The organism is Azohydromonas australica DSM 1124 (genome assembly GCF_000430725.1).
Lineage (GTDB): Bacteria > Pseudomonadota > Gammaproteobacteria > Burkholderiales > Burkholderiaceae_C > Azohydromonas > Azohydromonas australica.
This window is the reverse complement of sequence record NZ_KE387210.1, coordinates 132,926-151,632: the sequence shown is the minus strand read 5'-3', so window position 1 is coordinate 151,632 and position 18,707 is coordinate 132,926. Positions and strand designations below refer to the sequence as shown.

General features: G+C 69.4%; 18 protein-coding genes. 10 read left to right on the top strand and 8 right to left on the bottom strand.

Features of this window, described 5'->3' with window-relative positions:
* The first annotated feature begins 19 nt into the window (after positions 1 to 19).
* Positions 20 to 511 carry a hypothetical protein gene (locus tag H537_RS0132150; protein ID WP_029001165.1) on the top strand — a complete coding sequence of 164 codons (492 nt, stop codon included), beginning with the start codon at positions 20 to 22 and terminating at the stop codon, positions 509 to 511.
* A complete protein-coding gene (locus H537_RS0132145; protein WP_029001164.1) occupies positions 508 to 1,938 on the top strand; it encodes a GAF domain-containing protein in 1,431 nt (476 codons plus the stop codon). The genes H537_RS0132150 and H537_RS0132145 overlap by 4 nt, the downstream gene beginning before the upstream one ends.
* 11 nt (positions 1,939 to 1,949) lie before the next feature.
* Here the strand turns inward: H537_RS0132145 and H537_RS0132140 are convergent, their stop codons facing one another.
* The 3 genes from H537_RS0132140 to H537_RS0132130 are packed head-to-tail and all read right to left on the bottom strand — an operon-like array spanning position 1,950 to position 4,374.
* Complete coding sequence (locus H537_RS0132140) at positions 1,950 to 2,933, bottom strand: alpha-ketoacid dehydrogenase subunit beta (RefSeq protein WP_029001163.1); 984 nt, start codon at positions 2,931 to 2,933, stop codon at positions 1,950 to 1,952.
* An 11-nt stretch (positions 2,934 to 2,944) separates the two neighbouring features.
* A complete protein-coding gene (locus H537_RS0132135) occupies positions 2,945 to 3,886 on the bottom strand; it encodes a thiamine pyrophosphate-dependent dehydrogenase E1 component subunit alpha (RefSeq protein ID WP_029001162.1) in 942 nt (313 codons plus the stop codon).
* Entirely contained in the window at positions 3,883 to 4,374 is a 492-nt protein-coding gene (locus tag H537_RS0132130) for a hypothetical protein (protein ID WP_211235121.1), read from the bottom strand. The genes H537_RS0132135 and H537_RS0132130 overlap by 4 nt, the downstream gene beginning before the upstream one ends.
* A 417-nt stretch (positions 4,375 to 4,791) precedes the next feature.
* Between H537_RS0132130 and H537_RS0132120 the strand changes: the two genes are divergently transcribed.
* The 3 genes from H537_RS0132120 to H537_RS0132110 all read left to right on the top strand — a co-directional run bounded on the left by H537_RS0132120 (position 4,792) and on the right by H537_RS0132110 (position 7,731).
* Complete coding sequence (locus H537_RS0132120; RefSeq protein WP_029001160.1) at positions 4,792 to 5,409, top strand: hypothetical protein; 618 nt, start codon at positions 4,792 to 4,794, stop codon at positions 5,407 to 5,409.
* Positions 5,410 to 5,564: 155 nt separating this feature from the next.
* Entirely contained in the window at positions 5,565 to 6,098 is a 534-nt protein-coding gene (locus tag H537_RS0132115; RefSeq protein ID WP_029001159.1) for a hypothetical protein, read from the top strand.
* A 157-nt stretch (positions 6,099 to 6,255) separates the two neighbouring features.
* A complete protein-coding gene (locus H537_RS0132110; RefSeq protein WP_043460974.1) occupies positions 6,256 to 7,731 on the top strand; it encodes an aldehyde dehydrogenase (NADP(+)) in 1,476 nt (491 codons plus the stop codon).
* Positions 7,732 to 7,866: 135 nt separating this feature from the next.
* Here the strand turns inward: H537_RS0132110 and H537_RS0132105 are convergent, their stop codons facing one another.
* Positions 7,867 to 8,319 (bottom strand): DMT family transporter, encoded by a 453-nt coding sequence (locus H537_RS0132105; RefSeq protein ID WP_029001157.1) that lies wholly within the window; start codon positions 8,317 to 8,319, stop codon positions 7,867 to 7,869.
* Positions 8,320 to 8,455: 136 nt separating this feature from the next.
* Between H537_RS0132105 and H537_RS0132100 the strand changes: the two genes are divergently transcribed.
* Positions 8,456 to 9,352, top strand: coding sequence for a LysR family transcriptional regulator (locus H537_RS0132100; protein ID WP_029001156.1), 897 nt, complete (start codon positions 8,456 to 8,458; stop codon positions 9,350 to 9,352).
* Positions 9,353 to 9,385: 33 nt separating this feature from the next.
* On the opposite strand, the gene H537_RS0132095 is transcribed toward H537_RS0132100, so the two are convergent.
* From H537_RS0132095 to H537_RS46720, 4 genes are all read right to left on the bottom strand, one after another.
* Complete coding sequence (locus H537_RS0132095; RefSeq protein ID WP_029001155.1) at positions 9,386 to 10,021, bottom strand: hypothetical protein; 636 nt, start codon at positions 10,019 to 10,021, stop codon at positions 9,386 to 9,388.
* Positions 10,008 to 10,997, bottom strand: coding sequence for an alpha/beta fold hydrolase (locus tag H537_RS56620; RefSeq protein WP_029001154.1), 990 nt, complete (start codon positions 10,995 to 10,997; stop codon positions 10,008 to 10,010). The genes H537_RS0132095 and H537_RS56620 overlap by 14 nt, the downstream gene beginning before the upstream one ends.
* On the bottom strand, positions 10,994 to 12,823 hold the full coding sequence (locus H537_RS0132085) for a sialidase family protein (RefSeq protein ID WP_029001153.1): 1,830 nt from the start codon (positions 12,821 to 12,823) through the stop codon (positions 10,994 to 10,996). The genes H537_RS56620 and H537_RS0132085 overlap by 4 nt, the downstream gene beginning before the upstream one ends.
* A gap of 158 nt (positions 12,824 to 12,981) precedes the next feature.
* Positions 12,982 to 13,566 carry a YidB family protein gene (locus tag H537_RS46720; protein WP_169517133.1) on the bottom strand — a complete coding sequence of 195 codons (585 nt, stop codon included), beginning with the start codon at positions 13,564 to 13,566 and terminating at the stop codon, positions 12,982 to 12,984.
* A gap of 315 nt (positions 13,567 to 13,881) precedes the next feature.
* Between H537_RS46720 and H537_RS0132075 the strand changes: the two genes are divergently transcribed.
* From H537_RS0132075 to H537_RS0132060, 4 genes are all read left to right on the top strand, one after another.
* Positions 13,882 to 15,108, top strand: a complete 1,227-nt coding sequence (locus H537_RS0132075; protein ID WP_029001152.1) for an acyl-CoA dehydrogenase family protein — start codon at positions 13,882 to 13,884, stop codon at positions 15,106 to 15,108.
* A 73-nt stretch (positions 15,109 to 15,181) separates the two neighbouring features.
* Positions 15,182 to 16,465: an acyl-CoA dehydrogenase family protein gene (locus H537_RS0132070; protein WP_029001151.1), complete on the top strand. Its 1,284-nt coding sequence runs from the start codon at positions 15,182 to 15,184 to the stop codon at positions 16,463 to 16,465.
* A gap of 33 nt (positions 16,466 to 16,498) precedes the next feature.
* Positions 16,499 to 17,857, top strand: a complete 1,359-nt coding sequence (locus tag H537_RS0132065; protein WP_029001150.1) for an LLM class flavin-dependent oxidoreductase — start codon at positions 16,499 to 16,501, stop codon at positions 17,855 to 17,857.
* A gap of 38 nt (positions 17,858 to 17,895) precedes the next feature.
* On the top strand, positions 17,896 to 18,705 hold the full coding sequence (locus H537_RS0132060; protein WP_043460969.1) for a MetQ/NlpA family ABC transporter substrate-binding protein: 810 nt from the start codon (positions 17,896 to 17,898) through the stop codon (positions 18,703 to 18,705).
* Positions 18,706 to 18,707 lie beyond the last annotated feature (2 nt).

Below are 18,707 nucleotides of genomic sequence, written 5' to 3'. Positions count from 1 at the left end.
TGAGGAAGGAAAAGCGCGCATGACCCCCGTCCAGCTTGGCGACGCCACCGTCGCCTTCATCGAGCGCGAGGTCGCCATCGACCTGGGCGCGTGCGACGCGCAGCAGCGTCCCAGCACCTGCCGCGGCTTCGCGTGCCGCGTGGGGCCGGACCGGCAGCGGCTGACCATCTTCGTGCGCCGCCCCGAGGCCTTGCCGCTGCTGCAGGACGTGGTGGCGATGGACCAGCTCGCGGTGGTGTTCTGCCTGCCCGAGACCGAGGTGTCGATCCAGGTCAAGGGCCGCCACGTCGGCATCGCGGCGGCGACGGCCGAGGAGATCGCCCAGGTGCGCACGTACTGCGCGAGCTTCGTCGAGGGCGTCACGCGGCTGGGCTTCGAGCGCGCGTTCGCCGAGGCCTACATGGCGATCGACCCGGCACAGATGGTGGCGCTCAGCTTCACGGTCGAAGCGGTGTTCGACCAGACGCCCGGGCCGCAGGCCGGGCGGCACAAGGAGGAGTCGGCCGCATGAAGGACGCCGCCGTGTGCCTCACTCCGCTGCGCAACTGCTTCGAAGGCGCCGTGCCCAGCGTGCTTGCCACCTGCTCGCCCGACGGCGTGCCCAACGTCACGTACCTCTCGCAGGTGCAGTACGTGGACGAGCGCCACGTGGCGCTGACCTTCCAGTTCTTCAACAAGACCCGCCGCAACATCCTGGCCAACCCCTGGGCCGTGCTGAAGGTGGCCGATCCCTTCAGCGGCCACTCCTGGCGGCTGCGCGTGCGCTACCTGCGCACCGAGACCAGCGGCGCCCTGTTCGAGAGCATGAAGGCCAAGCTCGCGGGCATCGCCTCGCACACCGGCATGGCCGAGGTGTTCAGACTGCTGGGCGCGGACGTCTACGAGGTGCTGCAGGTGGACGCCGTGCCCAGCCCGGTGCCCGCGCCGGTGCCCGCGTCCGCGGACCACCTGCCGCGGCTGCGCCGCGCCTGCGCGCTGCTCGACGCCAGCCGCGACCTCGACGAGCTGCTGGACAACACGCTCACCGCGCTGCAAGCCGAGTGCGGCATCGAGCACCAGATGATCCTCAAGCTCGACGAGTGCGGCGAGCGCCTCTTCACCGTGGCCAGCCGCGGCTACGCGACCTCGGGCGTGGGCTCGGAGATCCCGATGGGGCATGGCGTGATCGGCGTGGCCGCGCGCGAGCGCACGCCCATCCGCATCTCGCACATGACCAGCGAGTACGCCTACGGCAAGGCCGTGCGCGACAGCGCCGCCGCGCAGGGGCTGCACCACCAGCTGGAGACCGCCATCCCCATGCCCGGCCTGGCCGAATGCCGCAGCCAGATGGCGGTGCCGATCCTGGCCGGGCAGGCGCTCTACGGCGTGCTCTACGTCGAAAGCCCGCTGGACCTGCGCTTCAGCTACGACGACGAGGACCTGCTGCAGGTGCTGGCGCAGCAGTTCGGCTGGATGGCACGCAGCTTCGCGGCAGAGGCGGTGTGCGAGCCGGGCGCGGAGGCGGCGGCAGCGCTGCCACCCGCCGCTTCGGCGCCTGTGGCCGAAGCCGCTTCGGCCCCGGAACGGCCCGCTGCGGCCGAGGCCGGGATGGCTGCACCCACGCCCGCCGCGGCCCGGCCGCTGCAGGTGCGGTATTTCCGGGCGGACCACAGCGTGTTCCTGGACGAGGACTACCTCATCAAGGGCCTGGCCGGCGCGATCCTGTGGCGGCTGGTGCAGGCGCTGCAGCGCGAGGGGCGCGACCAGTTCAGCAACCGCGAGCTGCGGCTGGACCCGCAACTGGCATTGGCTGAGGTCGCGGACAACCTGGAGGCGCGCCTGGTGCTGCTGCAGCGCCGCCTGGCCGAGCGCAGCGACTGCATGCGCATGCGCAAGACCGGGCGCGGCCGCTTCGCGCTGGAGGTGGAGCGGCCGCTGCGGCTGGTGCTGGTGGAGTGAGGCCACCGGCCTCAAGCCGCCGCCAGCGCCGCCGTACCCATCAGCTCCCGCACCACCGCCGCCACCTGCCCCGCCTGCGGCACGAACGCCTGCTCCAGCGCGAAGCTCGCCGGCGTTGGCACGTCGGCGCTGGTGACGCGCCGCACGGGGGCCTTCAGCGCTTGGAAAGCCTGTTCCGCCACCGCGCAGGCCACCTCGGCGCCCACGCCGCACAGCGGTCCGGCCTCGTGCACCACCACCAAACGGCCGGTGCGGCGCACGGAGCGCAGCACCGTGTCCATGTCCAGCGGCTTGAGCGTGCGCAGGTCGATCACCTCGGCCTCCACGCCCTCGCCCGCCAGCGTCTCGGCCGCCTGCAGGCAGGTGCCCACGCTCTTGGAGTAGGACACCAGCGTCACGTCACACCCCGCGCGGCGCACGGCGGCCAGGCCCAGCGGCACCAGCGCGGCTTCCGGCTCCTCGGCCACCTCGCCGGGCGTGAAGCCCAGCGTCATGTCGAGCAGGAACACCACCGGGTTGTCGTCGCGGATGGCGCTCTTGAGCAGCCCCTTCACGTCCCCCGGCGTGGAAGGCATCACCACCTTCAGCCCCGGGCTGTGCACGAACCACGCTTCCAGGTTGTGGCTGTGCTGCGCGCCCACGCCCCAGCCCGCGCCGGTCTGCGCCAGCGCCACCAGCGGAAAGTTGAACTGCCCGCCGGACATGTAGCGCAGCTTGCCCGCGCTGTTGACCAGCGCGTCCATGGCGTAGGTGAAGAAGGGCGCGTAGAGGAGGTCGATCACCGGGCGCAGCCCCATGGCCGCGGCGCCCACGGCGCAGCCGGCGATGGCGGCTTCCGACAGCGGCGTGTTGCGCACGCGCTCCGCGCCGAAGGCTTCCACCAGGTCCGGGCGCAGCGTCGCCATGCCCTCGCCCATCAGCAGCACGCCGTCGTCGCGTGCCATCTCCTCGCGCAGCGCCTCGTGCAGCGCCTGCTGTGCGGTCAAGCTTTTCATGGGCCTCTCCTTCAGGCGTAGACGTCGGTGAGCAGCGCTTCGGGCCGCGGGTACGGCGCTTCCTGCGCGAAGGCCACGGCCGCGTCGATGCGCGCGCGGGCCCGGGCCTGCAGCGCGTCGGCGCCGGCCGCGTCCAGCAGGCCCTCGTGCAGCAGGTGCTGGCGCAGGCGCTGGATCGGGTCGCGCTCCAGCCAGGGCGCGCGCTCCTCGGCCGTGATGTGGGCCTCGTCGTCGCCCGAGTAGTGGCCGCGCTGGCGCCAGGTCCAGGTTTCCAGCAGGTAGGGGCCCTCGCCGGCCTCGATGCTCGCCACGGCGGCCTGCGCCGCGTCCAGCACCGCGCCCACGTCGTTGCCGTCCACCGTGCGCGCGGGCATGGGGTAGCCCTTGGCCCAGTCGCTGACGTGCTCGGTCCGCATGGTCTCCTTGCGGCGCACGAAGGCCTGCCACTGGTTGTTCTCGCACACGAACAGGATGGGCAGCTGCCACACCGAAGCCAGGTTCAGCGCCTCGTGGAAGATGCCCTCGCAGGCCGCGCCGTCGCCGAAGATGCAGGCCACCACGCCGGGTTCGCGGCGCATCTTCATCGCCAGCGCCACGCCGGGCGCCATGGACAGCTCGCCGCCCACGATGGTGGATGTCAGCACCACGCCCAGCTCCCTGGCCGAGATGTGCAGCGAGCCGCTCTTGCCCTGGCAGTAGCCCGCGGCCTTGCCCATCACCTCGGCGAGGACGCGCCCGGGGTCGGCGCCGCGCGCCAGCAGGTGGCCCGTGCTGCGGTGGTTGGTGAGGATGCGGTCCTGCGGGCGCAATGCCGCCATCAGGCCCACCGCGCTGGCCTCCTGGCCCTGCGAGGAGCAGGTCGAGGGAAAGGGCCCCTGCTTCTGCAGCTCGGCCACCCGCTCCTCGTAGGCGCGGATGAGCAGCATCCGCTCCAGCAGTTCGACGGCGTTCATGCGGACTCCTTGGCGGTCACGGGGTTGACGGCGTTGATCCAGACGTTGAGCGCGAAACAGGCGAAGGCCGCGGCCACCGCCAGCGAGCCGCTGCCGACCACCGGCTCGGCGTTGGGCAGCTGGTGCAGCACCATCCAGATGCCCGCCGCCATCACCGGCAGGCCCAGGGCGTGCAGCCAGAAGTGAGCCCGTGCCAGCGGGCTGCGCGCCATGCGCGGGAACTGCCGGTAGCCCATGGACATGAGCGCCATCGATACCCAGCCCAGCATGTTCACGTGCACGTGCACGCCCTTGTTGGTGAAGTCGTGCGACATGGCCATGGCCAGGCCCATGCCGATGCCCAGCAGCGCGTAGAGGACGGCCAGGCGCAGCAGGCGCTCGTCCAGGCTCAGTGCCGACCAGCGGCGCGCCGGCACTGCGGCCGGCGAAGGGGGCGCGTGGACGTCCATGGGAACGGCGGGACGCGCGGCGGGCGTGGCGATCGACATCGTCTTTCTCCTTCTCACATCGGCTGCCCGGACAGCGGGCGGGTTCACGACGGAGCGGACTGTAGGAAGGCGCGCCGGGGCCGTTTCTTAAATGCTGGCTCAACAAATCCTCAAGATTTCTTAACCCCTCCACGGGGGGTATCGCCGGACGGCCGCGGCTCCCTCCGCCGGACGAGCACGCCGCCCCAAAGGCGCCAGGCCCCCGCCTCGGCAGAGGGGGCGAGGAGCTGCACCGCATGGAGGTGGCGGCGCTGCGGGCGCTCGCCTACCTTGGATTCATGCGCGCCACGCGGGCCGCGCGGCACGGCGCGAATTCTCTTGAACCGCTGCGCCGGTGGCTGCAACCCAGTGACGCAATGACGATGCGCCAGGCCCCGCCGCCCGGCGCGCGGGCAGCAACCGCAGCAAGGAGACGGCATGAACGCTGTACATGGACTGGGCGCGCTGACACTGGCGCTGGTATCGGGCGGCGTGGGCTGGATGCTGCATGAACCGGATGCGCCGCCCGAGCCCGCCGCCACCACTGCCGCCGCGCCGGCCGAGGCGTCTTCATCGCGCCTGTCGGTGCTGTCCTGGCCGCAGCCGGCCGAGGAGCCTGCCGCGGCGGCGCGGCCCGTGCGCGCCGGGCAGGCCGGCTGTGCCGGCAAGGACGCCGCTGCCGCCACCATCGCGGCACCGGCGCAGCCCCCACGGGACGAAGCGCCGGCCGAGCGCCTGGCGCGCGCGCTGCGCACCGGCAGCGAGCAGCAGCGCTACGACGCGCTGGTGCAGGCCCGCTCCGAGGGCGCGCCGCTGCCCGATACCCAGCTGATGCAGCTCATGGCGCAGGACCCCTCCGAGCGCGTGCGCTTGCTGGCCTTCGAGAACTACATCGAGGCGCAATCGGGCGACCTCGACGCGCTGCGCACCGGGCTGCAGGCCGTGCTGCGCATCCCCTACACCGCGCTGCAAGCCAAGGCGCGCGAGCAGCTCGACGGCATCGAGCAGCTCTACCAGCAGAACGCCGCGCTGGACCCGCAGCAGCACCAGCGGTAGCGGCGCCCCGCTCCTCGACCCGACCTGAACCGACCCGCCGCCGCGCATGACGCGCGCGGCGCGGGCCGGGCTGTCCCTTCCTTTTTCCGCAGCACCGCGCCCGGCCGGGCATGCGCGCGGCGGCTGTCCTCCCCTGCCCGGCCAAGGAGACTCTCATGTCCAAGCTCACCCGCTTCCCTGCCGCCACCCGTTCCCTGCTGGCCGGCCTGATCGGCGCGGCCGCCCTGGCCGCGGTAGTACCCGCGCAGGCCGAGATCCTGGTGACCATGTCGCGCCAGGGCAACTTCTTCGGCTTCGGTGCCGCCGGCACGGCGGTGCCGCTGACGCCGAACGGAACCACCCTGACGCCCACCTTCAACGTGCCCGCCGGCGGGCGTTTCATCGTCAGCTACAGCGCCGAGTGCGCCAACGACGCCGCCGGCTATGAAAGCTGGGTGTCGCTGGAGATCCGCGCCATCAACGTCAACACCGGCGCCGTGCGGGTGCTGTCGCCGACGGGCGCGTCCGGCGGCAGCGATGCCTTCTGCAGCTCCAACGGCACGGCCGGCTACGACGGCTGGAGCACGAACACCGTCAATGCCAACGGCGTGCAACTGCCCGCCGGCACGTACCGCATCCAGGTCTGGGCCAGCACCGTCTTCGGCGGCAGCGGCTGGCTCGGCGACACCTCGCTCGTGGTCTGGCGCTGAGCCCGGCCCTTGACCCCTCTGCAGCCCAGCATGCGGAACAGCGTCCCTGCCGCCCTGGCGACCGGGGGCTAAGCTGGCGGGTTCTCCCTTGCACGGCCCGGCCTGTCCGGGCCGATGCCATTTCGGACCACGGATTCACGATCACGAGGAGCCCCGCATGCTGCAATCCATCGACGCCCGCACCCACGAAGCCTTCGGCGAGCCGCTGGCCGAGACCACCGTCGAAGCGATGAACCCGGCCGTGGCCGCCGCGGCCGCTGCCGCCGACGGCTGGGCCGCCTCGGACGCCGCCACCCGCGCCGCGCTGCTGCGCGGCCTGGCCGATGCGCTGGAAGGCCGGCGCGAGGCGCTGGTCACGCTGGCCGACCGCGAGACGGGCCTGGGCCCCGTGCGCCTCAACGGCGAGCTCGACCGCACCGCGTTCCAGTTGCGCGGCTTCGCCAGCCAGGCGGAGGCCGGCGCGCCCTACACCTTCACCGACGACCCGGCCGTGGCCGGTGCCCCGCCCGCGGGCCGTCCGCGCCTGACGCGCGTGCGCGTGCCGGTGGGCCCGGTGGCGATGTTCTCCGCCAGCAACTTCCCCTTCGCCTTCTCCGTGCTGGGCGGTGACACCGCCTCGGCGCTGGCCGCCGGCTGCCCGGTGGTGGTGAAGGCGCACCCGGCGCATCCGCAGCTCTCGCGCGAGGTGTTCGAGCTGGCGCGCGGCGTGGTCGCGGCGCAGGGGCTCGACGCCGGCGTGCTGCAGATGGTGCAGGGCGGCTCGATCGAGCTGGGCGTAGCGCTGGTGCGGCATCCGTTGATCCAGGCCGTGGCCTTCACCGGGTCCTTCCGCGGCGGCGCCGCGCTGCAGGCCGAGTGCAACGCGCGGGCGCAGCCGATCCCTTTCTACGGCGAGCTGGGCTCGATCAACCCGGTGGTGGCCCTGCCCTCCGCGCTGGCGGACAAGGGCGCGGAGCTGGCCAAGACGCTGGCGGGCTCGATCGCCATGGGCTGCGGGCAGTTCTGCACCAGCCCGGGCGTGATCGTGGTGCAACAGGACGCGGCCTCGCAGGGTTTCGTGAAGGCCTTTGCCGAGGCGCTGGCAACGCAGACGCCGCACGCGATGCTCACGCCCGGCATGCGCAAGGCCTTCGACGCCGGCGTGGCGCGGCTGGCCGGCCACGAGGGCGTGAAGACGCTGGTGGCGGTGGACCACGCCTCCACGACCATCGCCCCGACGCCGCTGCTGGTGGAGACGAGCGCCGAGACCTTCATCGGCAGCCACGCGCTGCGCGAGGAGGTGTTCGGCCCGGCCGCGGTGGTGGTGCAGGTGAAGTCGGCCGACGAGGCGGTGCAGGTGCTCAAGGCCGTGGGCGGCAGCCTGACGGTGACGGTGTGGGGCGCGGAGACTGCAGGCGAGGAGGCGCAGCGCATCGTGCGCGCGGCGATGCAGGTGGCGGGCCGGGTGCTGTTCTCCGGCGTGCCCACGGGCGTGGCGGTGACGGCGGCGCAGCACCACGGCGGCCCGTGGCCGTCCTCGACGCAGCCTTTCACCACCTCAGTGGGCTACGCCGCGCTGGACCGCTTCCTGCGCCCGGTCGCGCTGCAGGACGCGCCGGAGTGGCTGATGGAGCGCGAGGGGCGGATCTGCTGAGCTGAGGGACGGACAGCCGCGGCGGCGTCCCGCTGGGTCGGGGCGCCGCTGCGGTTCAACGCTTCTTTTCCGCCTTCACGGGAATGACGGTGCAGGGTGCGGTTCGCGTTGGTACTCGGCCCGCCCATTCCTCCATCAAGCCCGCACCAAAACCACCCCGAAAATCAGGAACCCAGCCCCAGCCAGCCGAACCATATTGGCCGGCTGCTGCTGCATTCCAAACAGGCCGAAATGATCGAATACCAGGGAGCCGATCATCTGGCCCACCACGATCAAGGCCAGCGTGGTGGCGGCGCCCAGGCGCGGCACCATCAGGATCGCAATGGCGATGAAAATGGCGCCGAACAATCCGCCGATCCATGAAATCCAGGGCGCACCGCCGGCAAAGGATTCACTGAAGCGCGGCCCCGGTGCCAGCCAGGCCACCGACAACATCACCACCAAACCCACCAAGTAGCTCACGGAGCCGGCCCACCACGGTGAGCCCAAATGGGCACGAAGGTTGGCATTGAGCACCTGCTGAAGCGCTACGCTCATCCCGGCCAGGACGGCCAGCAGGCAGGAAAAGACTTGGAAACCAGGCGACATGGAAACTCCAAAGATGCGTGCAGATACCCGCCCATGAGAATTCAAGGCGGCTGCTGAGCAAGGAATGGCGTGATTTTGGAAGCGTGCGCGATACACTACAAATTCCAAATTTGCTCTGCAGCCATCTCGTTTCAGCATGCCTACCCTGCGGCAAGTCCAGTATTTCCTGACCGTGGCGGAGCTGGGCGGCTTCACGCAGGCGGCCGCCGCGCTGTTCATTGCCCAGTCCGCACTGAGCCGGCAGATCTCGCAGCTGGAGGAAGAATTGGGTTTCCTGCTGTTCGAGCGGCAGGCGCGGGGCGTGCGGCTGACGCCCGCCGGCGTGCTCTACCAGGAGCGGGTGAGCTCCATCGCGCACACGCTGGCAGGCGCCGCCGAGGATGGGCGGCAGCTGGCCCGCGGCGAGGCCGGCGTGCTGCGGCTGCTTCACTCCAGCACCATTCCGCTCGCCGGCCTGATGCCGGCACTGGACCGCTTCGCTGAAAAATGCCCCAAGGCCCGCATCGAGCTGGACCGGGCCTCGTCCGAACAGCAGGTTTCGGAGGTGGCCAGCGGCCATGCGGATATGGGCGTCATCCGCCTGCCGGTATTGCACCGCGACGCGCGGGTCGGATTCTTCGAACTGGCCGCCGAGCGCTTGTGGGTGGCCTTTCCGGAAAATCACCCGTCCGCGAAGCAGCCCAGCACCACCGTCGCCAGCCTGCAGAACGAGAAATTCGTGTCGGCCGTCTATCGCGAACGCGGCGGCCTGGCCCGGGTGGTGATGGATCTGTGCCTGAAACGCGGTTTCGTGCCCAGCCCGGCACGCATCATTTCCCCCAAGACCTCCATGCTGGCGCTCGTGGCGGCCGGGCGTGGCATCGCCATCATTCCGGAACGGATGACGGCATTGGGCGGGCATGGCATCAGTTTCGTGCCGCTCAGCGACGAGGACGCAAAATCATCCTGCGCCCTCATTCTTCCGCTGCAGCCCAACCTGCTCAGCCAAAGCCTGGCCGACATACTCGTCCAGGAAATCGGGCCAGCCCGCTGAAAAAGCCAAGCGGCTTATTCAAATGGCGCAGGCCTACCTGCACTTCCCCGTCACCGCGTCCAGCGCCAGCTTGGGCAGCGACAGCAGTGAGCCCTGGGCATTGGGGCCGATGCAGTCGGGGCGGCCGGCCCGCTCGATGGACTGGCCCAGCGCCTGCTGCGGCGATGACGCCGCGCGATCCTCCCCGGCCGCCGCCTGCGCGGCCCGGGCCAAGCCCGCGCTGTCCCGCGCGGCGCGCCGCAGCACCTGGATGTCCAGCCGCAGCGGTGCGCTGGCGGGCTCGGCCGGGGGCCGGACATGCGGGGCTTCTTCCGGATGCACCACGGGCGCGGACAGCGGGCCTGGCGGGGTGAGTGCGGGCACGGCCACCGCCCGCGGCACCCCGGGCGCTGCCGGCTCCGCCGCGGCCTTGCGCGTCTCGCGCGGACGCTGAGCAGGCGAGCTTTCCTTGGGTGCCGGCGGCAACAGCGCCAGCACCAGGCCGGCCGGCGCCGGCGCTGCCGCGCGGGAGGCCATTGGCGGCGGGCGGCTCAGCAGGACGGGCAGCAGCGCCGCCATCCCCAGCGCCAGCAGCAGCGCCGGCAGCCGCGGGCGCCGGCGCGCGGGAGCCGGCCCGGCGTCCACACCGAGGGCCCAGGCGGCGCGGGGCAGCGCCTCAGGAGCCGCCACCGGACAAGGGCCACCCGCTCGCCGCGGCGTCGGCTTCCGCCGGCCCGCGCAGCAGCTCGCCCAGGGTGCCGAAGAAGGCGTCCCGGTACTCGACGCCCGGCGCGCTCAGCCGGTGATCGGCGCCCGGGTAGACCTCCAGCCTCAGGTTGCGCTTGCCGGCGGCCTGGAACTCCGCGGCCAGGGAGCGGGCCGATGCCACCGGCACGCTGCGGTCCGCCTCGCCCATGCCCAGCAGCACCGGGACGTCCAGCGCCAGCAGGTCGTCGCCCAGGCGCAGGTCCAGCACCTCGCTCCACCAGCGGTAGGGCTGGCCGTACCAGGTCTTGTCCAGGCTGCGCGGGTCGGCGGCGATGTCGCGGGTGCCCGCCGCCACGTCGAACGCGATGGCACCCTGCTCGCGCAGCACCTCCAGCGAGCGCCGCAGCGAATAGCCGCCCGCGCCGATGAGCGCCAGGTGCGTCACCCGCGGCTCGCTGCGCGCTACCCGCGCCGCCACCAGCGCGCCCTCGGACACGCCCACCAGCACCACCCGGCGCGGCTGCCACGCCAGCGCGCGCAGCCGTACATCGATGAAGCGGGCGTAGTCGCTGGCCCACTGCGCCGGATGGTTCGCGAGGTGAAACTCGCGCCCGCAGCCGAAGAGCCCCGTGGAGCGATCGGCCACGAAGCGCTTGTTGAGCACGAAAACCCGCGCATCGACCGGCAGACCGCGCACGTAGTCCGGCATCACGTACTTCCAGCTCGGACAGCCGCTGCCGCCGTAGAAGAACAGCACCGTGTCCGGCTGCGCGCTCGCGCCGAGGGAGAACTCGTAATAGGTGCTGGAGACGCCGTCCTCGTGGCGAAACTCCAGCGGCTGCGGTGCGCGGTCGCCCAGGGCGTGGGCCAGGCGCTGCAGCGTGGTGCAGCCACCCAAGCCCAGGCTCAGTCCCAGCAGCAGGCCCGCGGTGCAGGCCAGGCGGCGTGGTCGCGTCACTTCAGCGCGGTGCGGTCCAGGTAGCGGTTGAAGCCCTTGCTGCTGGGCAGGAACAGTTGCACGGCACCGTCGGCATCGGGCTTGGTGGTGACCAGCCAGCTCGCCGAATTGCGGCTGTCATAGCCCTTGCTGGCCGGGTCGAAGTACGGCAGCAGGTCCCAGGTCGCACCACCGTCCTTGCTGCGCAGCACCGCGGCGCTGTTCTGGCCCACGAAGGCCGGCATGTAGACCAGGCCCTTGACGTATGCGTTGTGCACCACGCTCATCACCGCCGTACCACCGGCCTGCCCATCGAACAGAAGTTGGCCCAGTGGCGTCGTGGGCATCTGGACAGCCGACCACGTTGCACCGCCGTCCGTGGAGCGGTACAGCTTGGACCGCTGCCCCTGGTCAAAGGTGTAGGTCTGCACCAGGGCCAGCACCACGTTGGCATCAAAGGGATCCGCAGACAGCATGAGCTGCGAGGAAGACAACGACAACGTGGACGGCAGGTTGCCAACGAAACTGAAGCTGTTGCCTCCATCGCTGGAGCGCAGCACGCGCGATGTGGTGCTGGCATACACGATTCGCTCGTCGCCGCCACCAACCATCACCGAGCCTATCGGTTCGCCATAGTAGGCCGCGGTGGTGGCCGCCTTCCAGGTCGAACCTCCGTTCACGCTGTAACTGAGGGCGTCTCCATAAGCGTAATAACCGTAATCCCCGTTGCCATAATTGAAGGCAAAAAGTCGGTTACCGCTGGGCGTGAAGGCAAGGAAGCGTGCGGCATAGCTCGTATAGCCGACGCCACTGTAGTAACCATCCCGGCGGGCCACCGTGCTCCAGGTGGAGCCACCATTCGTGCTCGACTGGATTTCGTAACCCAGGCTTCTGAACAGCGTGTCGGCCTGCTTGGGATGGAAAGCAATATCGATTACCGAGTCCGAGCCTGACGCCAGCTTGCTGGCCGTCTTGTTGCCATAGTCCACTTTCAACAAATTGCTGACAGACCATTCGTTGGTCACGGCCATGAAGACGCCGGCGTGGTGGGGATCGGGCTTCAAGCTCGCAATCGCAACGGGCTCCACGCCAAATTCGCTCTTGAGACTGCCAGCGAACTCCACGCCATTGTCCGGAATCGCCACCTTCACGGGCACCGCTGCGTCGGCATTGGACGTGACGTTCGAAGCCAGGGTGCCCGCTGCAGTCACGGCCATGTCGTAGGCCCGCACGTAATACGAGTGGGTGCCGTTGTCCTGCACGCCGAGCGGAAGGATCACGCTGTAGGTGGAATAGGTGCTGCTGCCCGGCACGTCCAGCGGGTAGGGATAGCTATAGGCAGACTTGGCGGCAATGGCGACCGGCACGTTGCTGCCCGCCTCGTAGAACTCCACCTTGAGCATGCCCGCGCCCGAGTCCTGGGCCTCGACGCTCAACACCAGCGTGTCGGGCATCACGACATCGCTTTTAGACACCGTGAAATTCTTCAGCACCGGCCCGGCCATATCCACCTTTTCAGCGCCGGCCTGCAATTGCCTGATGTATTTCTGCTGTTCGTCGATCGTGGCCCGCAGCGCCAGGATTTCCTGCCATTGGCTTTGCTGCGTTTCCGCATTGGCCGCCATTTTGGCCAGCAGGTCGTCCAGCGTCGCCTGTTGCGCCGCCAACTTGTCCTGCATTTCCTTGAGCTGCTGCGTCGAGGACGCGTTGAGGCCGTCGATGGTTTTCTGCTGCGCCGCCACTTGGGCACTCAGGGCATCCACTTCGCCCTGTGACGCCTTGCCGCCGCCGCAGGCGGCCAAAGCGGCCGACAGAGCCACCACCAAAATACGCTTGCTCGTGAACAAAACAGGCTCCCTCAGTCCCGACGGGCCAAGGCTCCCTGCCTTTTCCAACTATTCGCCGGCACGTTTCATTTTGTAAAGAGCCGGCATTGTAAGGGGCGCCTGCGCCCCTTTCTTTCAGAGCAGCGGTGATGTTGACGTGGCGCAGATGCTGGCGTCGTTCAGCCCCCCAGCTGCCGCACGAAGTCGTCGATGCTGTTGTTCAGCTCGTCCTCGCCCAGCAACTGCCCTTGCGGCGTGAAGCGGTCCACCACTTCGGGCAGCAATTCCGACAGCCCCAGCCGCGCCTCGTCCTCGCTCACGCCTGCCTCGCTGGCAATCTCGGACAGCTGCTGTTGGTCGAAGACGTGCGACAGCGCCTCGGGCGGCAGCGGCTCGTTCTCGCCCGTGCCGACCCAGGACTGCGCCTGCTGGCCATAGCCGTGCTGCCCCAGCTGGCCCAGCAGCCCGGCCAAGCCGCCCAGGCCACCGGCCGAGGCGCCTCTCCCGCCCAGCCCACCCAGCACCCCGCCAAGACCACCCATACCGCCGCCCATGCCGGGCATCGAGCCACCGCGGCGCCGGTTGGCCAGCAGGTTCAGCACGATGGGCAGCAGCGCCATCAGCACCTGCGTATTGACGCGCCCGCCCGGGGCCCGCCCCATGGGCACGCCGCCCCCTTGGCCCATTCCGCCCGGTCCACCGAGTCCGCCGCCGACGCCGCCCCGTCCGGCGAGTCCTCCCAGGATCTGGTCCAGCAAGCCCATGGTCGTGCTCCTGTGTTGCATTGATGAAGCCTGAAGCCGGCAACCCTTGTGCCGCTCGCCACGGCACGCGGTGCCGTGCCCGGCTTCAATCATGCTTGGCACGAATTTCCAAGCCTGAAAATCGAACAAGAAACGGGCCTGATTACGCTCATACCCGTATGCAAATCCCTTCGTTCGGGAAACCCCTCGGCCTGCCTAGGATCACCCCATCCAATTTCCAGGAGGGGAACCGCCCGGCCGGAATCGGAAAACCCTGGAGCGTCATCATCGAGCTCCAGGGCCAATTCCGAACCCGCCGCCGTGCTGCCTATCAACATGAGCGAACTGACCATAGCCCACCCCAAAGCCGCTGCACGCGAGGAATCTATTCCTGGCGTGGCCGAATTGAAAAGCCGCGCCGCCGCGCTGCTGCCCGGATTGCGCCAGGGCGCGGAAGAAAGGGAATTGCGGCGCCAGCTGCCGCATGAGCCCATTCGCCGCATCGGCAGCGAGCGGCTGCTGACCTGGCGCATTCCCCGGCTTTACGGCGGCCCGGGCGCATCGGTGCGCGACACGGTGCAATTCGTCATCGACGTGGCGGCCGTGGATTCCAACATCGCCCAGGCACTGCGGCCGAGCTTTCTTTTCGTCGAAGGGCTGCTGGCCAATGGGGACGAAACGCTGCGCCGGCGCTGGCTGCCGCGCTGTTTGCGTGGCGATATTTTCGGCAATGCCGGCTGGGAAATCGGCGGGGCCAATGGCGCCATCAGCTCGCGCATCGTGCGCGACGGCGAGCGTTACCGTGCCACCGGCAGCAAGTACTACAGCACCGGCAGCCTGTATGCGGACTGGATCAGCGCCGCGGCACTGGATGAGAACGGGCACGAGATGAGATTCATGCTGCCCGTGCACCGCAGGGGCCTGGAACTGGTGGACGACTTCGACGCCATGGGCCAGCGCCTCACGGCCAGCGGCACCACCAACCTGGTGGACGTGGAGGTATTGCCCGAGGAAATCATTCCCTCGCCGCTGCAACTCGAAGGCCAGAGCCGGCGCAGCATCGTCACGCCCTTCGCCCAGCTTTTCCTGGCCGCGGTGGAAGCCGGGGTAGCGCGCAATGCGCTGGCGGACGCGGTGAATTTCGCGCGCCACCATGCACGGCCCATCAAGCACAGCCCTGCCAGCCGCTCGGTGGACGATCCTTACGTGGAATTCAGCGTGGGCGAGATTTCAGCCCAGGCTTATGCGGCCGAGGCCGTGGTGCTGCGGGCGGCAGAGCGCATCGATGCAGCCTGGGCCGATGGCTTGAATGAGGAATCCATCGCCGCTGCGGCTATCGAAGTCGCGCAAGCCCAATATGTGGCCGCCGCGGCGGCGTTGAAGGCCGCCGAATTGATATTCGACGTGGGCGGCGCCTCCACCACGGCCCGCAAACACAACCTCGACCGCCACTGGCGCAACGCCCGCACGGTGGCCAACCACAACCCGCGGCACTGGAAGGCCGCCGTCGTGGGCGCCTGGCACCTCAAGGGCACGCCGCCGCCGCTGTCCGGGTTGTTCTGATTTCCCAGCGCCACCCCAGCCGCGCAGCGCCGCGCGCGGCGGCGCTTCTTTTATCCGCACCGCACACACCACCATGCCCCATGCCGACGTGACGCTGCGCCACTCCTCGGACGAGGCCCTTGCCGCCTACGCCGCTGAATTGGCCGCGGAAATCGCCAAGACCGCGCGTTTCTATGACGACGCCGGCGATTTTCCTTCCGAACATTTTGATTTGCTGCGCGAGCGCGGCGCCCTGAAACTCACCATTCCCAAGGAATTGGGCGGCCGCGGCTTGTCGCTGTATGAATTGCTGCTGTTCCAGGAGCGGCTGGCCCAGGGCAGCGCGTCCACCGCGCTGTCGCTGGGCTGGCACCTGATGGCGTTTGCGTATTTGAGTTTCGACTTGCAATGGCCGCGCCCAGCTTTTGAAAAACTGTGCCGTGGCGTGGTGCAGGACGGCGACCTAGTGAACATATTGATCACCGAGCGCGACGCCGGCAACCTGCTGCGCGGCGGCCAGGCGTCCACTATCGCGCGCCGCACGGCACAGGGCTACGTGATCAACGGCCGCAAGGCGTTCTGCTCGGCAGCGCCGGCGCTCAATCAAATGATCGTTTACGCCTGGATCGAGGAGGAAGACCGCATGGCGGAATTCCTGGTGCCGAGTTCGGACCGGGTGCGCGTGATCCGCCACTGGAACAGCTTGGGCATGCGCAGCACCGGCAGCGACGACATGGAATTCGACGCGGTGCTGGTGCCGCACGAAGCCCGATTGAGCGACGTGGTGAAGGGGCAGCCCAGCAGCTTCACCACCGGCAGCCGGGTATTCGGGCTGCAGGTCGCGGCGGTCTACCTGGGTATCGCGGTGTCGGCCCGGAATTTCATTCTCGATTTTGCGGACCGGCAGTACAGCGCCAGCCTGGGCGGCAGCATCCTGGAAGCGCCGCAGGTGCAGCAGAAGATCGGCGAAATCGAGCTGCTGCTGGCCTCGGCCAAGACCCAGCTGTATGGCCTGGCCGCGCACTGGGAGCGCCACGACGATTTGAAACACCGGCTGCACAACGAGGTGTGGGCCACCAAATACACCGTGACCAGCAACGCGGTGCGCGTGGTGGAGCTGGCCATGGGCATTGCCGGTGGGCATGGCTTGTCGCGCGATTTGCCGCTGGAGCGCCATTTCCGCGACGTGCTGTGCGGCCTCCACAACCCGCCGCAGAACGACATGGTGATTTCCACGCTGGCGCAATCGGCCATCCAGGCGCAGCGCGGGCGGCGCGAGGCTGGATATTCGCCACGCCCGGCCGAAAGTGCCGTCCCTCCAACGCCCGCAACTGAAATTTCCCAGCCGGCACGCGTGGCGGAAGCCGCCGTGTCCTGAATTTCGATTTTCCTTTTCCACCCACGGATCGCCATGGCCCGCAAGCACATCGTCCTCAACGCGTTCAATGAAAACTGCGTGGGGCACATCAACCACGGCCTGTGGACGCACCCGCGCGACCGCAGCACCGACTACAACACCCTCGAATACTGGACCGGCCTGGCCTGCACGCTGGAGCGCGGCCTGTTCGACGGGCTGTTCATTGCCGACATCCTGGGCGTCTACGACGTCTACAACGGCGGGCTGGACCTGACGCTGCGCGAGGCGGTGCAGTTGCCCATCAACGACCCGACGCTGCTGGTGTCGGCCATGGCGGCGGCCACCTCGCACCTGGGCTTCGGCGTCACGGTCAACGCGCTGTCGGAGCACCCGTACCTGCTGGCGCGGCGCTTCTCCACGCTGGACCACCTCACGCGCGGGCGCTTCGGCTGGAACGTCGTCACCGGCTACCTGGACAGCGCCGCACGCGCCATCGGGCAGGACGACCAGCTGCTGCACGACGAGCGCTACGAGCGCGCCGACGAGTGCCTGGAGGTGCTCTACAAGCTGCTGGAAGGCAGCTGGGAGGACGGCGCGGTGCGCCGCGACCGGGAGCACCGCGTCTTCGCCGACCCGGCGCGCGTGCACGCGGTGCGCCACCACGGCCGCTTCTACGACGTGGAGGGCGTGCACCTGAGCGAGCCCTCACCGCAGCGCACGCCGGTGCTGTACCAGGCCGGCACCTCGGGACGCGGGCAGCGCTTCGCGGCACGGCACGCGGAAGCCGTCTTCGTCGGCGGCATCCACAAGCCGGCCGTGCGCGAGACGGTGCAGTCGCTGCGCACGGCGGCGGCGCTGGCCGGGCGGCGGCCGGAGGACCTGAAGATCGTGCTGGGCGTGAGCGTGGTGCCCGGCGCCACCGCCGCCGAGGCGCGCGACAAGCACGCGGAGTACGTGCGTTACGCCAACCCCGAGGCGGGCCTGGCGCACTTTGCTTCCAGCGTGGGCGTGGACCTGGCGCGCTACGGGCTGGACGACCCGATCCAGCTCGACACCACCAACGCCATCCAGTCCGCCGCGAAGGCGATCCAGCAGCTCGGCGGCACGCGGCGCAAGCTGCTGGAGCACTTCAAGCTCGGCGGCCGCTACCCGGCCATCGTGGGAGACGCGGCGCAGGTGGCCGACGAGCTGCAGAGCTGGGTGGAGGAAACCGGCATCGACGGCTTCAACCTCACCCGCACCGTGGTGCCCGAGAGCTTCGAGGACTTCGTGGACCTCGTGGTGCCCGAGCTGCAGAACCGCGGCCTGCACAAGAGCGCCTACACGCCGGGCAGCCTGCGCCACAAGCTCTTCGGCGAGGGCGACCGCCTGCCTGAACGCCACGTGGCGGCGCAGTTCCGGCGGCTGCGCTGACCCCTTCCCCGCTTCCCACAGAAAACACACGCATCACCATGAAAACCACCCGACTGCTCACCACCTTCCTCGCCAGCTTCCTCGTCTGGAGCGCCGCGCAGGCGCAGACGCTCAAGGTCGGCGCCTCGGCCGGCGTGCATGCCGACACCATGGAGGCCGCGGCGCGCGAGGCGCGCAAGCAGGGCCTGGACGTGAAGGTGATTGAGTTCACCGACTGGACCACGCCCAACACCGCGCTGCAGGCCGGCGACCTGGACATCAACTACTTCCAGCACCAGGCCTTCCTGGACAACGCCATCAGGGAGCGCGGCTACAAGTTCGCCGTGGCCGGCATCGGCGTGCTGCCCAACATCGGCCTCTTTTCCTACCGCATCAAGAAATTCGAGGAACTCAAGGACGGCGCCAAGGTGGCCGTCGCCAGCGACCCGGTGAACCAGGGCCGCGGCCTGGCGCTGCTGGAGAAGGCCGGGCTCATCAAGCTCAAGGACGGCGTGGGCGTGCGCGGCACCGTCAACGACATCGTGTCCAACCCGAAGAAGCTCAAGTTCGCCGAGGTGGAAGGCCCGCAGCTCGTGCGCGCCATCGACGACGTGGACCTGGCGCAGGGCATCCCCGCGCACTTCGTCAGCGCCGGCAAGCCGCAGATGGCCACCGCCGGGCTGCTCTACACCGGCGTGTCGGACGTGTACTTCGCCATCCGCTTCGTGACCCGGCAGGACAACGTGAACGACCCGCGCGTCAGGAAGTTCGTGAAGATCTTCCAGGAGTCCAAGGCCGTGCGCGACGAGGTGCACAAGCTCTTCGGCGGCGAGGCCAAGCTCTACTCCCTGCCCTGGCTGAACCAGTGAGC